The 14279-nt window shown below is 58.1% G+C and carries 10 protein-coding genes and 3 pseudogenes; 8 read left to right on the top strand and 5 right to left on the bottom strand.

What is annotated here, in order from left to right:
* Window positions 1-80: 80 nt before the first annotated feature.
* The 3 genes from ahpF to AAAK34_RS13020 all read right to left on the bottom strand — a co-directional run bounded on the left by ahpF (window position 81) and on the right by AAAK34_RS13020 (window position 5690).
* Window positions 81-1688: an alkyl hydroperoxide reductase subunit F gene (ahpF, locus tag AAAK34_RS13030; RefSeq protein ID WP_231698112.1), complete on the bottom strand. Its 1608-nt coding sequence runs from the start codon at window positions 1686-1688 to the stop codon at window positions 81-83.
* A gap of 150 nt (window positions 1689-1838) precedes the next feature.
* Window positions 1839-2408 carry an alkyl hydroperoxide reductase subunit C gene (gene ahpC / locus AAAK34_RS13025; protein WP_231698113.1) on the bottom strand — a complete coding sequence of 190 codons (570 nt, stop codon included), beginning with the start codon at window positions 2406-2408 and terminating at the stop codon, window positions 1839-1841.
* 330 nt (window positions 2409-2738) lie between these two features.
* Window positions 2739-5690: an Rne/Rng family ribonuclease gene (locus AAAK34_RS13020; RefSeq protein WP_231698114.1), complete on the bottom strand. Its 2952-nt coding sequence runs from the start codon at window positions 5688-5690 to the stop codon at window positions 2739-2741.
* A gap of 764 nt (window positions 5691-6454) precedes the next feature.
* Between AAAK34_RS13020 and AAAK34_RS13015 the strand changes: the two are divergent.
* The 5 genes and pseudogenes from AAAK34_RS13015 to AAAK34_RS12995 all read left to right on the top strand — a co-directional run bounded on the left by AAAK34_RS13015 (window position 6455) and on the right by AAAK34_RS12995 (window position 10213).
* A pseudogene (locus AAAK34_RS13015) lies at window positions 6455-7493 on the top strand (RluA family pseudouridine synthase).
* Complete coding sequence (locus tag AAAK34_RS13010) at window positions 7462-8133, top strand: HAD family hydrolase (protein WP_231698115.1); 672 nt, start codon at window positions 7462-7464, stop codon at window positions 8131-8133. Before AAAK34_RS13015 ends, AAAK34_RS13010 begins: the two are co-directional and overlap by 32 nt.
* A pseudogene (locus AAAK34_RS13005) lies at window positions 8126-8532 on the top strand (Rieske (2Fe-2S) protein). Before AAAK34_RS13010 ends, AAAK34_RS13005 begins: the two are co-directional and overlap by 8 nt.
* Window positions 8533-8702: 170 nt before the next feature.
* A pseudogene (locus tag AAAK34_RS13000) lies at window positions 8703-9652 on the top strand (S49 family peptidase).
* Between the two features lie 126 nt (window positions 9653-9778).
* Entirely contained in the window at window positions 9779-10213 is a 435-nt protein-coding gene (locus tag AAAK34_RS12995; protein WP_431777352.1) for a hypothetical protein, read from the top strand.
* A 372-nt stretch (window positions 10214-10585) separates the two neighbouring features.
* On the opposite strand, the gene AAAK34_RS12990 is transcribed toward AAAK34_RS12995, so the two are convergent.
* Window positions 10586-11371: an SAM-dependent methyltransferase gene (locus AAAK34_RS12990; protein ID WP_231698119.1), complete on the bottom strand. Its 786-nt coding sequence runs from the start codon at window positions 11369-11371 to the stop codon at window positions 10586-10588.
* On the bottom strand, window positions 11368-11997 hold the full coding sequence (locus tag AAAK34_RS12985) for a Maf family protein (RefSeq protein WP_231698120.1): 630 nt from the start codon (window positions 11995-11997) through the stop codon (window positions 11368-11370). The genes AAAK34_RS12990 and AAAK34_RS12985 overlap by 4 nt, the downstream gene beginning before the upstream one ends.
* Window positions 11998-12024: 27 nt before the next feature.
* On the opposite strand from AAAK34_RS12985, the gene AAAK34_RS12980 reads away from it, so the two are divergent.
* From AAAK34_RS12980 to plsX, 3 genes are all read left to right on the top strand, one after another.
* Window positions 12025-12576: a YceD family protein gene (locus AAAK34_RS12980; RefSeq protein WP_231698121.1), complete on the top strand. Its 552-nt coding sequence runs from the start codon at window positions 12025-12027 to the stop codon at window positions 12574-12576.
* A gap of 274 nt (window positions 12577-12850) precedes the next feature.
* Window positions 12851-13033, top strand: coding sequence for a 50S ribosomal protein L32 (gene rpmF, locus AAAK34_RS12975; protein ID WP_231698122.1), 183 nt, complete (start codon window positions 12851-12853; stop codon window positions 13031-13033).
* 180 nt (window positions 13034-13213) lie between these two features.
* Window positions 13214-14257 (top strand): phosphate acyltransferase PlsX, encoded by a 1044-nt coding sequence (gene plsX, locus AAAK34_RS12970; protein WP_231698123.1) that lies wholly within the window; start codon window positions 13214-13216, stop codon window positions 14255-14257.
* Window positions 14258-14279 lie beyond the last annotated feature (22 nt).

Raw genomic sequence — 14279 nt, 5'->3', positions numbered from 1 at the left:
GCGAGCGGGCTGAATGAGGCTGTGAAAAATGCAGCGCTGCGGCACATTTCCAGCAGACGACTTCCAATTCCGACAGGCTCTTAGGCGGCGACTGCTTCCTGAGTTACCGTTTGCGCTCCTTCGGAGGCTGCGGGTGTGCGTATCAGGTAGTCAAACGCGCTCAATGCCGCCGTGGACCCTGAGCCTGCAGCCACCACGATCTGCTTGTAGGGCACCGTGGTGCAATCGCCTGCAGCAAACACGCCCGGCACGTTGGTGGCACCGCGCGCGTCGACCACAATCTCGCCGAACTTGCTGCGCTCTACTGTAGAGCCTAGCCATTCGGTATTAGGTACCAGGCCAATCTGCACGAACACGCCTTCCAGATCCACGCTGGCATCGGTGCCGTCAGCGCGGTGCTTGAACCTCAATCCATTGACCTTGCCACCGGCACCCGTGATCTCGGTTGTCTGAGCGTTGGTGTGAATCGTCACGTTCGGCAGGCTCTGGAGCTTCTTGACCAGCACCGCGTCAGCTTTCATCTCAGGCAGGAATTCCAGCACTGTAACGTGCTTCACCACGCCAGCGAGGTCGATCGCTGCCTCGACACCGGAGTTGCCGCCACCGATGACGGCAACGTCCTTTCCCTTGAAGAGGGGGCCGTCGCAGTGCGGGCAGTACGCCACGCCCTTGGTCTTGTATTCTTGCTCGCCAGGAACGTTGACGTTTCTCCAGCGCGCACCGGTGGCCAGGATCACGGTGCGGCTCTTCAATGTCCCGCCATTGTCCAGCTTCACCGTCACCAAGCCGCCCGCTTGGGCAGCGGGAATCAACTCAGCTACGCGCTGCGTATTCATGATATCCACTTCATAAGCGCGCACGTGCTGTTCCAGTGCGGCGGCATACGCAGGCCCGTTGGTTTCGGGAATGCCTGGGTAGTTGGCAATCTCCATGGTGTCGTTCACCTGGCCGCCGAAACGCTCGCTGACAACACCAGTGCGGATGCCCTTGCGCGCAGCATAGATGGCAGCTGCCGCTCCAGCAGGACCGCCGCCGATGATCAGCACTTCGAACGGTGCCTTGGCGCTCAGCTTTTCTGCATCACGCTTGGCAGCGCCTGTGTCGACCTTCTGCACGATCTCATCCACACTCATGCGGCCGTTGGCAAAAAACTCACCATTCAGGTAAACGGTGGGAACGCCCATGATCTCGCGTTCCTCAATTTCTTTCTGATAGAGGCCCCCGTCAATAATGGTGACATCAATGCGTGGGTTGTAGATGGCCATGAGCGATAGGGCCTGTACCACGTCGGGGCAGTTGTGGCAGGACAGGCTCATGTAAACCTCAAATTTGAGGTCTGAGTCGAGAGCCTTGATCTGCTCAAGCGTATCGGCCTCCACCTTGGGCGGGTGACCACCTGTCCACAGGAGTGCCAGGATGAGCGAAGTGAACTCATGGCCCATGGGGATGGCGGCAAACCGCAGCTTCGAGTCTGCGCCTTTGCGCTGCAAGCTAAAAGACGGTTTGCGTGCGTCTGTGCCATCTACGCGCAGGCTGATCATATCCGGGCGGGCGGCCGCGATTTCTTCGAGCAGTTCGCGCATTTCAGCGGCCTTTTCGCCGCCGTCAAGAGAAGCCACCATCTCGAACGGCTCCTTCACGCGCTCGAGGTAGGCGGTCAGTTGTTGCTTGATGTCGTCGTCCAACATGGTGAGTGCTCCTTGGTTGATTCCGGCATCATCAGGGTCAGCGATGCCATAGATGTATTGGTCAATAAAAAGCCGAACGGCAGGGCAGAAGAGCCCCGTCGCGTTCGGCGGGTGTGCGCCAGTTCGTAGACCGGCGCCAGGGAAGGCAGATTAGATCTTGCCGACCAGGTCAATGGAAGGCTTCAGCGTTTTTTCGCCTTCTTTCCACTTGGCCGGGCAAACTTCGCCTGGGTGAGCTGCGGTGTACTGGGCTGCCTTCAGCTTGCGAACGGTTTCCTTGACGTCGCGGGCGATTTCGTTGGAATGCACTTCCATGGTCTTGATCGTGCCGCTGGGGTCGATCACGAAGGTGCCGCGCAGTGCCAGACCCTCTTCAGGAATGTGAACGCCAAAATTGTTGGTCAGTTGGTGTGTAGGATCTCCCACCAGGTAGAACTTGGCTTTGCCCACTGCATCACTGGTCTCGTGCCACACTTTGTGCGAGAAGTGGGTGTCAGTCGTCACGATGTAGACCTCAGCGTTGGCTTTCTGGAAGTCTGCGTAGTTGTCTGCTGCGTCTTCAATCTCGGTCGGGCAGTTGAACGTGAAAGCGGCAGGCATGAAAATCACGACAGACCAGTTCTTGCCGTTGGAGAAATTCTGCTCAGAAACTTCTTCAAACTGGCCGTTGTGGAAGGCCTGGGTCTTGAACGGCTGAACCTTGGTATTGATCAGGGACATTTTTTCTCCTTGGATTGATGAGGGTGAAAGAAAACAAATTCGCGATGAATGAATTATAGGTTTGAACTATTGCGTTGGCGATTCATTTTGCCTAATCTATAGTTAGCCTATGGCTATGAGGCCCGGAACATGGCCAAGAGCCTCATTGGTTGGATCACCAGCCGGACGGCAGGGACGACCAAAACGCCTATATCAGCTTACACCAGAACTGTGTATCAAGCGCGCTCAGGGCGGTGAACCAACCAAAACAAAACCGGGCATTAAAGCCCGGTTTTGTAGCCACCAACTCTCGCCAGGCTTTAAGCGCGTTCTTCGAACGTGAACACGCTCTTAGCGCGCATGTTCCTCAAACGGAAGCTTCATTTCTCGCAGGTCTTTGCGGGTTTCGACGAGCACCAGCGGGCCTTCGTTGACCTCGATCAGTGGCAGGCGCTCGCGCGGCACGTGCGCCGCACGGGGTTCAGCAGCGATGGCTGCCTGCACCGCGGCCACTTTGTCTGCGTCCGAGTTGACCCACTGGAGGCCAGCTGAGCTTGCCAGTTGCGCCAGCTCGTGCAGAGGCAGGGAGAATGGCTGAACCTTAGGAAGTCCGCCTGCATCTTCAACGACCACGGGTGTGGGCGCTGAAGCCGGAGCCGGAGCCGGAGCAGGAGCCGGAGCCGCAATAGGGGCGGAAACCGGGTGGGTAACGATTGGCTCGCTTTCCACAGGCGCTGGCTGCGCCACCGGTTCCGCTGCGGAAGTTGCGGGGGCAGTGGGCGCAGAGGTTTCTGTGTCGCTTGTGGCACTTGCACGATCGAAGTACGAGCGGGCTGCCGGATAAGAGGCAGCGGCTTCGGCGGGTTCACTCACGAATTCACTTTGCGGTGCGGATTCGGGGGCAACTTCGCGTTCCGCGCGCTCGGAACGGTCTGCGTTGCGCTCGGAGCGTTCTTTGCGGTCGCGGCCATAACGATCACGCGAGCGGCGTTCGCGGCGCTCTTCACTCGGCGCTCCTCCCAGGTTATCAGCCACTTCTGGGTTCGAAGCTTCCGCGGAACTGGCAACGGCGTCTTGAGAGAGGCTGAGTGCTTGCTCCGGAGCCCGTTCGTTACGATCTCGGCGGCTTCCTTCGCCGCGTTCGCTGCGTCCACGGCGGTTCTCGCCACGCTCACTGCGCTCACTGCGCTCAGGACGGGCCGACTGCACGGTGGCATCTTGTGCGACGGTCTCGATCAAAGGCTTGGTAGATCCGGAATCATTTGAAATCGCGGACTCACGTTTCTCTCTTGATCCTTGGCGGTCGCCGCGGTCTGTGCGCTCTCCGCCGCGACGGCCGTCGCGGCCGCCGTTTCGGCTTTCGCCCTGGATTTCACCCCGAGGCTCGTTGCGTCGGCCTTCGCCATTGCCACCGTTGGAGCGGCCTTCGCCGGTCGCATTGCGACCTTCGCCACGGCCACGTCCGCCGCGGTTGCCGCGCCGCTCGCTCTCGCGGCCGCCCCGCGCTTCACGTTTTTCTTCTGTAACTGGCTGCGCTACAGGCGCTGGCGCGGCAACAGGGGCGGGTTGAGGTGCGACGCCAAACAGGTTCTTCAGCCAACCCAGCAGACCTGCGGGGGCAGGAGCGGGAGCAGAGACTGCCGGGCTGGTAGGCGCCGCAGGAGCTGCTGGGACGGGCTTGGGTACCGCTTGCGGAGCGGGTGCGTCAGGCAGGACACCCTTGATCACCGGGGTTTGCCGGTTGGTCGGCTCCTGGCTGCGGCGGGTGACGGTGGTCGGGTCTTCGAATTCCTCGGCCATCTTGTAGCTGGCGTCTACATCGTCCAGGCGCGGATCGTCGTGCTTCAAGCGTTCCAGCTTGTAATGCGGGGTCTCCAGGGTCTTGTTGGGGACCAGTGTGACGTTCACGCGCTGTTTTAGCTCGATCTTGGCGATCTCAGGGCGTTTCTCGTTCAGCAGGAAACTCGCCACTTCCACCGGAACCTGTACGTTGACAGCGGCGGTGTTGTCCTTCATCGATTCTTCTTGAATGATGCGCAGGATCTGTAGTGCACTGCTCTCAGTGTCGCGCACGTGGCCTGATCCGCCGCAGCGAGGGCAGGGGATAGAGGCGCCCTCTGAGAGGGCTGGTTTCAAGCGCTGGCGGCTCATTTCGAGGAGGCCAAACTTGCTGATGCTGCCAAACTGCACACGCGCGCGATCTTGCCGTAGCGCGTCGCGCAGGCGGTTTTCGACCTCGCGGCGGTTCTTGGCCTCTTCCATGTCGATGAAGTCGATCACGATCAGGCCGCCGAGGTCGCGCAGGCGCATCTGGCGAGCTACCTCGTCAGCTGCTTCCAGGTTGGTGCGTGTCGCGGTTTCCTCGATGTCGCCGCCCTTGATGGCGCGAGCCGAGTTGACGTCGATGGCGACCAACGCTTCTGCATGGTCGATCACGATGGCGCCGCCGGAAGGGAGCTGTACCGTGCGGCTGTAGGCGGATTCGATCTGGTGTTCGATCTGGAAGCGCGAGAACAGGGGGGCGTTGTCTCGGTAACGCTTCACACGTGCTGCGTGCTCTGGCATCACGTGGCTCATGAACTGGTGCGCTTGCTCGTATACGTCGTCGGTGTCGAACAGGATGTCGCCGATGTCGTTATTGAAATAGTCACGGATGGCGCGGATCACCAGGTTGCTTTCCTGATATATCAGGAAAGCCCCTTTGCCTTCTTTGGAGGCGCCGTCGATGGCGTCCCACAGTTTAAGCAGATAGTTCAAGTCCCACTGCAGTTCGGGCGCGCTGCGACCGATGCCGGCAGTGCGGGCAATGATGCTCATGCCTTTCGGGTACTCGAGCTGGTCCATAGCTTCTTTAAGCTCGGCACGGTCGTCGCCCTCGATGCGGCGGCTAACACCGCCTCCTCGGGGGTTGTTGGGCATCAGCACCACGTAACGGCCGGCCAGACTCACGAAGGTGGTCAGCGCGGCGCCCTTGTTGCCCCGTTCTTCCTTCTCAACCTGGACCAGCAGCTCCTGGCCTTCCTTGATGACGTCATTGATACGCGCCTGGCTGACGGACACGCCTTCGGCAAAGTATTGTCGGGAAATTTCCTTGAAGGGCAGGAAGCCGTGACGTTCCTCCCCGTAGTCGACGAAACACGCCTCAAGCGACGGCTCGACGCGGGTAACCACGGCCTTGTAGATGTTGCCCTTGCGCTGCTCGCGCCCTTCGATCTCGATTTCATAGTCGAGCAGTTTCTGCCCGTCGACGATGGCCAACCGGCGTTCTTCAGCCTGCGTGGCGTTGATCAGCATCCGCTTCATGATGCATTCCTTTTCGTTGTCAATCACATTCGTGTGCCGCCATTGGGGCACAACGATGCCAAGGCATTCGCGCTGAAACGAAGGGAATTGCCGGGTGCGCCCGAGCCGCCAGGTGAACGCTGTCTTTCAGCGAGCAAGAGGCGGTATGTCGGGCGGGGGCGCGTGGAAGAAAGCGGTGGTAGAAAGCCGTGGTGCCGTATGCAGCACAGCTGAATGCCCATGCCTCACGCCGACAAGCATCTTGCATGTCTCGTTAAACGTGAAAGACTGCCCGCGCCATTCTTGATGGGCTGCGGGCGGCGGCAACATGGGCACGACGTAGGTCTCGCTTCGATCCGGCTGTGCAGAAGGCTCATGTCGATGGCATTTTCTTAGCCGAGCAGTCTGCACGCCTTGGGTATTCCGTATTCAGTGTTTCATCGCGTCGGCCCGTCCTGCGCTTTTCTTGGCGTGGCTGCCGCGGCATGATTGCGGGGGCAGGGCGCTTTCTTGTGCAAGAGCGGCATCGACCTGTACTGGCCAGTGTAGTGCTTCGCACCAAGCGGTGCCTGTGGGACATCCCCAGGTACCGCAAGGCACTCAACCCCACGCCAAGGCTTGGGTGGTTAGTGGCCTTAAACTCCCTGTCCGGGAATCCACTTCCAAATAAGACATGACTCGCGCAAATCAGGGGCAAACAAGACGTTGACCCTGGGGAAGCGACCATTGTGCATTCCTTGAATGCGCAAGTTCTATCAAATTCAACCACTTACAGCCGGTTGCCAGTGAATCGAATTATAAGTGACAAAGACGCGTCCACAGTCCCCTCGGGAAAACCCGAGGTCGGGTGGCTCTCCGTCGATGCTGACAGCGCCGGACAGCGTCTCGACAACTTTCTCATGCGGCACTTGAAAGGGGTACCCAAGACACATGTATACCGCATCATCCGCTCTGGCGAGGTGAGGGTGAACAAGGGGCGAGCCACTGCAGATACCAGGGTGCAGGCAGGCGACGCCGTGCGGGTTCCACCGGTGCGCGTCTCCGAGCGAGCAGCTTCCAAGGCTGAGCGGGCGGGACCAGCACGGGAGTTCCCAGTCCTGCTGGAGGACGAACATCTGATCGCCATCGACAAGCCCGCCGGTGTTGCCGTCCATGGCGGGTCGGGTGTCAGCTTTGGCGTGATTGAACAGTTGCGGCGAGCCAGACACTATGGTGAGCCTGGCGGAGATCGTTTCCTGGAACTGGTGCACAGAGCTTGACCGGGAAACCAGCGGTATCTTGCTGATCGCCAAGAAGCGCAGTGCACTGAAACATCTGCAAGAGCAGTTTCGTGATCGGGAGACTGGCAAAACTTACCTGGCACTGGTTCTGGGTGACTGGCCTGAGAACCGTAAAGTGATCGATGCTCCGCTACATAAATATCTGCTCGAAGGCGGGCGAGGTGAGGGTGAGCGCCGAGTGAAGGTGGTAGCCAAGGATGATCCTGACGGCATGCGGGCCATTACGCTGGTAAAAGTGCGTGAACGCTTGCCAGGGTTCTCACTGCTGGAGGTCACTATCAAGACCGGTCGCACCCATCAGATCCGCGTACATCTTCAGTCAGAAGGGCATCCGATTGCCGGGGACGATAAATACGGTGAGTTCAATTGCAACAAAGCATTGCAAAAGCAGGGACTCAAGCGAATGTTTTTGCACGCTTGGCGTTTACAGTTCACGCATCCAGCGAATGGCGAGCGGGTAGAGTTGCTGGCGCAACTTCCACCGGAACTTCAATCTTTCATCAGTTTCATCGATGGCAAATCTAAACCGGCCTCGTCAATTTGATCTAATTGCCTTCGATTGGGATGGCACCTTATTCGATTCCACCGGAATTATCGCGCGGTGCCTTCAACAGGCTGTGCTTGATGTCGGCGGCGCGAAGCCAAGCCGAGAGGCGGCTGCCTACGTGATCGGTATGGCTCTGATTCCGGCGTTGGCGCATGCCGCGCCGGATGTTCCTCCTGAAAAATACCCAGAACTGAGCACCCGATACCGCCATCATTACATGGCAAGACAGAACGAAATCAGCTTCTTCGATGGTGTACTCCCTATGCTGGCGGAGTTGAAAGAGCGCCATCACTGGCTCGCGGTGGCCACGGGCAAGAGTCGCCGGGGTCTCAATGATGTGCTGCTTTCAAGACAGCTTGAGGGCGTGTTCGACGGCTCTCGTACAGCTGACGAAACGGCCGGCAAGCCAGATCCACGCATGCTCCACGAGTTGATGCGCGAGTTCGGAACTGAGCCTGAACGCACTCTGATGATTGGTGATACCACGCATGATCTGCAAATGGCGCTGAGCGCGGGATGTGCCAGCGTGGGGGTTAGCTACGGCGCTCATGAGCCGCACGATTTTCACGCGCTTGGTCCGCGCGTGGTGGTCCATTCGGTGGCCGAACTACGCCAATGGCTGCTGGAAAATGCCTGAATTTGCTCAATTTTCCCGGGTGAACCCTCCGGAAGCTTCCCTTGCCATTCCGCTTTGCAATAGCCTGGATCTCCAAGAGGGTGGTTTGGCGGTGGCTTTCGATGTGGTTTATGCAGGCCAGACGTGCCGCGCCTTCGCGGTACGTTTCGAGGGTCAGGTGCACGCGTATCTGAATCGTTGCACCCACGTAGCGATGGAAATGGATTATCAGGAAGGTCGGTTTTTTGACGACACTGGGCGCTGGTTGCTATGCGCCTCGCACGGAGCGGCTTATGCCCCCGATACGGGAGAATGCGCGGGAGGTCCCTGTCGGGGGGATTGGTCAAAATTGAATTGTCAGAAGCCGAAGGCGTCGTCCGATGGCATACTTCTTATTCACTTAAACCGCTGGACTTTTGACATAGTGAACACCTTCTGAGCGCGCAAACACGCTCTGGGAGTGGCTCCTGCTCGAGTCGGTGGTCCTTCTCCTGCAATAAATACTCATCGGATTTTTTGCGCTGCCTGCGCTTTTATAGGGCAGGGCGCGGGATTTTTCGACACATCAGTGCACCATCAAATCATCGATCATGGAAAATGAAGTCAAAACCGGCGCGGTCTCCTGGGAGCGCGAGGCCATAGAGAAGCTGCTTCTAGCCAATGTTCTCGAACGCCGTGCTGTTCGCCGCTGGCGTATTTTCAAGAGCGTTGTCTGGATGCTGTTGTTTGCAAGCCTGATCTGGTTGCTGGCCGCCGAGCGACTGCCAAGTGGCACTCCAACTGGTCCCCATACCGCCTTGGTCAGCATCAAGGGAACCATTGCGGAAGACGGGGAAGCGAGTGCTGAGTACGTACTGCCGGCACTGCGAAGCGCTCTGGAGGATCCGGGCTCCAAGGCGTTGGTGCTGCTGATCAACTCCCCGGTGGAAGTCCAGTGCAGGCAGGCTTGATCAATGACGAGATCACACGCCTGCGCAAGTTGCACGACAAGCCGATTTACGCCGTGGTCGAGGAAACTTGCGCATCGGCTGCCTACTACATCGCCGCGGCCACTGATCGCATTTATGTAGACAAGGCCAGCGTGGTGGGCAGCATTGGGGTACTGATGGACAGCTTCGGCTTTGTGGACACCATGGAGAAGCTTGGTGTTGAGCGGCGGCTGCTGACGGCTGGGGAGAATAAGGGCTTTCTCGATCCGTTCAGCCCTCAGTCGGATGCGCACAGGAAATATGCGCAGGCCATGCTGGATCAGATTCATCAACAGTTCATTACCGCTGTCAGGAGCGGGCGGGGGACTCGGTTGAAAGAAACGCCAGAGATGTTCAGTGGCCTTTTCTGGACTGGCGAGCAGTCCGTGAGCATGGGCCTCGCAGACGGACTGGGTAGTTTGGATTCGGTAGCCCGAGATGTCGTCAAGGCTGAGAATCTGGTCGACTATTCAAGCAAGGAAAATATTGCCGAGCGCCTAGCCAAGCGGTTTGGTGCGGCTGTCGGGCACGGTGCGGCTATGGCGCTGCGCACTTTGCCCACTCTCCGTTGAACCTGGATCCGGATCCAGCTTGAAGCCAGATCATCAAGCACTCATTTACAAAGCCTGCAGGGGCGTTTTCACGCCTGTGGCAGCTGAGTTAAAAAAGCAATCAATCAAACTCAAGAGGTAAAGGCGATGCGCCTGAAATCATGGAAGTCGGTATTCCCGTTGGCAATCATGGCTGCTGCCGCTGGGCCTGCAGTTGCGCAGGAGCGGCCGACAAGCGAGTCTGGTTCTGCCCTGTCGGGGTGGACGTTCAGCGCAGCACCCTACACCTATCACTTTTCCAAGGCCGAGAAAGAGAACGACTTCGAGCCTGACCATCAGAAGCATTCCTATGTGTGGCTTCTGGCAGCTGAAAAGCAACTCGGTGCGCGAGACTTCGCGGGCTTTGCGTACTTCAATAATTCGTTCGGCCAGCCTACCAAGTATCTTTACTACGGCTGGCGCTTTCAGCCCTTGGCGTCAGCACCAAAGTTGTTTCTTAAGCTGAGTGCTGGCGTCATCCATGGCTATAAAGAGCCATATCACAAGAAAATTCCCTTGAACTCGCGAAGCGGATGGGGGTGACCGCTATTCCGGCTGTCGGATGGCAATTTTCTCCTGAGGCGGCCGTGCAGGTGAACATACTGGGCACGGCGGGACTGATGTTTCAGCTCAACTACACGTTCAAATAGGCAGCCTGGGTGGTGGCCTTTACACATGGTGGCGGACAGGTACTCGCAATCCTGCCCCCACTTATGTCTTAAGGATGCCCTGCATAACCCTCGCGAGTCGGTGGTAGTGCGGATCGGGATGAGGCGCAAGGCGTCTTTTTGCAGCCAATAGCCCAGCTATTGGCAAGAAAAACAACGCAGCGGATCGCCCGAGGCCGTGCTGCCACAGACCGCAGGGAGTTATGCAGGGCATCCTTAAGTCTGCTCACGCTCCTTGAGCGCGCTCTTATAGGCCAATCGCGAAAACGCAAGGAAGCTTCAACAACTCTGCCGTGGCCGTCGCGGCAGCTTCCCCGCGTTTCCACTGGCTGGCTGTTCGTGTGCGGATAGTCCCGTTCTGCAAGGTCAGGCCGCAGGCCATGGTCAGCCGAATGTCCTCCCGAAGCGTTTCCAGCAGAGCCTGTAGCAGTGCGCGGTTCCGGTAGGGAGTTTCAATAAAAAGCTGGGTTTGTCCAGTCTTACGGGCGAATGCTTCCAGCTCGCGAATTCTTTGCACCCGCGCCGTAGGGTCCTGGGGCAGGTAGCCCATAAAGGCGAAATTCTGCCCGTTCAGTCCGCTGGCTGCGAGCGCAAGAAGAATCGATACCGGCCCGATCAAGGGCACGACCTCTATCTCAAGCTCATGGGCAGCGCGCACCACAGAACTCCCAGGGTCAGCCACGCCAGGCATTCCGGCCTCGCTGATGAGACCGATGTTCAGACCGTCCAGTGCGGGCTTGAGCAGTGGGCGTGGGTCAAATTGGGGTGAGCGAGTGCCTGCGTGGTCCCCCTTCTTGTGAACTTCACGCGGTAACTCGGTGATCTGCAAGGTCTGAAGGGGGTGTGCCAGGGGCGCGAAGGCGTCTACGCGTTTGAGGAACGCACGGGTCGATTTTGCGTTCTCGCTGATCCAGTGAACCAAGTTTGACGCTTGGGTCATGGTTTCCTGGGGCAGCACGCCGTCAAGCGGTGTCAGATCCTCGCAGCCATGGTCAAGCGGCGAGGGTACCAAGTAGAGTTTGCCTTTTATCATGGCAGCACCTGACCAGCGGAACGCAGCAAACGCGCTGTACGGATCAACGGTAAGCCGATCAATGCGGTCGGATCATCGCTCACTATGGCGTCCAGTAGCGCTATACCTAGGCCCTCGCTTTTGGCGCTGCCAGCGCAATCATAGGGTTGTTCAGCGCGCAAATAGCGTTCGATTTCATCTTCAGCAAGCTCGCGAAAACGAACTTCAACGGGCGCCAGATCGCTGCTCTGGAAACCCGTTTCTTTGCACACCACCGATAGTGCTGTCTGGAAGATGACTGTCTGACCACTCATGCGCTTCAATTGCTCGACGGCGCGCTCGTGGGTGCCGGGCTTTCCGAGTGGTTCGCCGTGCAAATCGGCCACCTGATCGGCACCAATCACCAAGGCATCCGGGAAGCGCGCTGCCACATCGTGTGCTTTCGACAGTGCCAGCCGCTCGGCTAGCGTTCGGGGGGATTCGCCGGGTCGGGGTGTCTCATCGACATTTGGGGCCGCCACTTCAAAGGCCAGCCCCAGCCGCATCAGCAGATCGCGTCGGTAGCGGGAGGTTGAACCAAGGACGAGTGGTCTCGCGGCGCGGGTCGTGGGTACAGTTGAAATTATTGGAGAAGATGTCTGGGCCATGGGCCATGATTCTCTTACACTGCGCCCATGAGTAAAGTATTCAATCCGCAGCGGCTCGACGTCGCAGTATTTTCTCAGGAAGAGGCGCATCTTTCAGGTCGCGATTCGCTGGGCGACTACGCCCGTTTGGCGAAAGAGTCGGACGGGCCGATATCAGAGCTTTTCCTGGAGTGGCGAGCGACTGGTGAGCGCTTGCGTGCAGTCGATGGTGCGGTGCATCCCGGGTTGCACCTGCATGCACAAGCCGAATTGCCCCTGACCTGCCAGCTTTGCATGGGACCGGTCCCGGTTCCCGTGGAAGTCGATCGGCGCTTCATCTTCGTGGCAGACGAGGAGGCTGCAGCCGCGTTGGACGATCAATCTGAAGACGATGTACTCGTGATTTCCGCTGAGTTCAACCTTCGTGAGCTGATTGAAGACGAACTGCTCATGGCCCTGCCACTTGTACCGCGCCACGAACAGTGCCCCGAGGCGCCAACTTTGTCAGTGCAAGACGCGGATTTTGAGGCGGTGCAACAAGATAAGCCCAATCCGTTTGCCGTACTGGCGTCCCTTAAAGATGGCAAGAAGAGCGCTTAAGGGTGCCCTGCATGACTCCCCGCGGTCGGTGGCGGCGCGGCCTCGGGCGATCCGCACTACCACCGACTCGTGAGGGTGATGCACGGCATCCTTAATGGCTGAGAGTCAAAGCATTTTTGAAGATTTCCGAGGCGCATGTTTTCAGGCTATAATCTCAGGCTTAGTGCGTTATAGGCTGCTATTGGCTTGTGGCGACTTGAAAATTCTATTTCAACTTGGTTCTGGCTGTTTGGTAAGAGCGCCAGTGCCTGAATCAGACTTCTAAGGAGCCACCATGGCCGTTCAGCAAAACAAGAAATCGCCTTCCAAGCGCGGTATGCATCGTTCGCACAATGCCCTGACCAATCCAGGTACTGCAGTTGAGCCGACTACCGGCGAAATTCATCTGCGTCACCATATCAGCCCCAACGGCTTTTATCGCGGCCGCCAAGTCATCAAGGCCAAGGCGGAGGCCTGACCTCTGTTAATATAGTTAACTCACAGGGTGTGTGGCCGCTTTGTCGGCTTGTTTTCTGTGAATATACTTGCTGGGCCCAACGCTACGCTGTACGTAGCCTAGGGCCCTTGCCGTTTCTGGGCGGCAACTAACATTCACAAAGATCCGGCGTATTCCAAAGCCGGGCTTCATGGGGTTTGCATGATCGTTTTGGCAGTTGATTGCATGGGTGGTGACCACGGTCCAAAAATCACGCTTCCGGCCTGCCAACAGTTTCTCGAAAAACATGCTGACGCTGAGTTGCTGTTGGTCGGTCGGCCCGAGGCGCTGGGCGTCTTCAAGCATCCTCGCGCGCGTATAGTTTCAGCCAGTGAAGTCGTCTCCATGGACGACAGTGTGGAAGTCGCTCTTCGCAAGAAGAAGGACTCTTCCATGCGTTTGGCCATTCAACAGGTCAAGGACTCCGCCGCGCACGCAGCGGTCTCGGCTGGCAATACCGGAGCGTTGATGGCCATCGCGCGCTACCTTCTAAAAACTCTGGAAGGTATCGAACGGCCAGCTATTGCCACCCAGATGCCTAACGCCAAGGGCGCTGCCACCACCGTGCTCGACCTCGGTGCCAACGTCGACTGCACGGCCGAACACTTGCTTCAGTTCGCTGTCATGGGGGCCGCCTTGGTGTCGGTGTTGAACAATGATGACCAACCCACGGTTGGGCTCCTCAACATTGGCGAGGAAATGATCAAAGGCAGCGATGAGATCAAAAAAGCGGGAGATTTGCTCCGATCCGCGCGTAAATCAGGCGATCTGAACTTTATTGGCAATGTCGAAGGCAACGATATTTTCAAAGGCACCGCTGACATTGTGGTGTGCGATGGTTTTGTAGGTAATGTAGCGCTCAAGACCAGTGAAGGCTTGGCTGCAATGATTGTCGGTTTTCTCAAGGAAGAGTTTTCCCGCAACATCTTTACGAAAATTGCTGCTATCTTCGCCTATCCTGTATTGAACGCGCTCCAAAAGCGCATGGATCATAGACGCTACAACGGGGCAGCGCTCCTCGGTTTGCGCGGGCTCGTTTTCAAGAGTCATGGCTCGGCGGATGCATTGGCATTCGAGCAGGCGTTGACGCGGGCGTATGATGCCGCCAGCCATCAGTTGCTCGGCCGCGTTCAAGCGCGCATTGCGCAGGCGGCGCCGCTGCTGGCAGTGCCAGTTGCTGGTGTTCAGGCGCCCGTGGCAAATTGAGACTCAAGCCTAATCACAATCG

The sequence above is a fragment of the Ottowia caeni genome (assembly GCF_050821495.1).
GTDB lineage: Bacteria > Pseudomonadota > Gammaproteobacteria > Burkholderiales > Burkholderiaceae_C > Ottowia > Ottowia caeni.
This window is presented reverse-complemented; position numbering and strand designations above follow the sequence as displayed.

Excerpts from the sequence above, each read along its gene's own strand:
- AAAK34_RS12990 (WP_231698119.1), bottom strand. The coding sequence starts at position 11,371 with ATGATAAAAGGCAAACTCTACTTGGTACCCTCGCCGCTTGACCATGGC.
- AAAK34_RS12985 (WP_231698120.1), bottom strand. The coding sequence starts at position 11,997 with ATGGCCCAGACATCTTCTCCAATAATTTCAACTGTACCCACGACCCGC.
- rpmF (WP_231698122.1), top strand. The coding sequence starts at position 12,851 with ATGGCCGTTCAGCAAAACAAGAAATCGCCTTCCAAGCGCGGTATGCAT.
- ahpC (WP_231698113.1), bottom strand. The coding sequence starts at position 2,408 with ATGTCCCTGATCAATACCAAGGTTCAGCCGTTCAAGACCCAGGCCTTC.
- AAAK34_RS13020 (WP_231698114.1), bottom strand. The coding sequence starts at position 5,690 with ATGAAGCGGATGCTGATCAACGCCACGCAGGCTGAAGAACGCCGGTTG.
- AAAK34_RS12980 (WP_231698121.1), top strand. The coding sequence starts at position 12,025 with ATGAGTAAAGTATTCAATCCGCAGCGGCTCGACGTCGCAGTATTTTCT.
- AAAK34_RS12995 (WP_431777352.1), top strand. The coding sequence starts at position 9,779 with ATGCGCCTGAAATCATGGAAGTCGGTATTCCCGTTGGCAATCATGGCT.
- AAAK34_RS13010 (WP_231698115.1), top strand. The coding sequence starts at position 7,462 with ATGGCAAATCTAAACCGGCCTCGTCAATTTGATCTAATTGCCTTCGAT.
- plsX (WP_231698123.1), top strand. The coding sequence starts at position 13,214 with ATGATCGTTTTGGCAGTTGATTGCATGGGTGGTGACCACGGTCCAAAA.
- ahpF (WP_231698112.1), bottom strand. The coding sequence starts at position 1,688 with ATGTTGGACGACGACATCAAGCAACAACTGACCGCCTACCTCGAGCGC.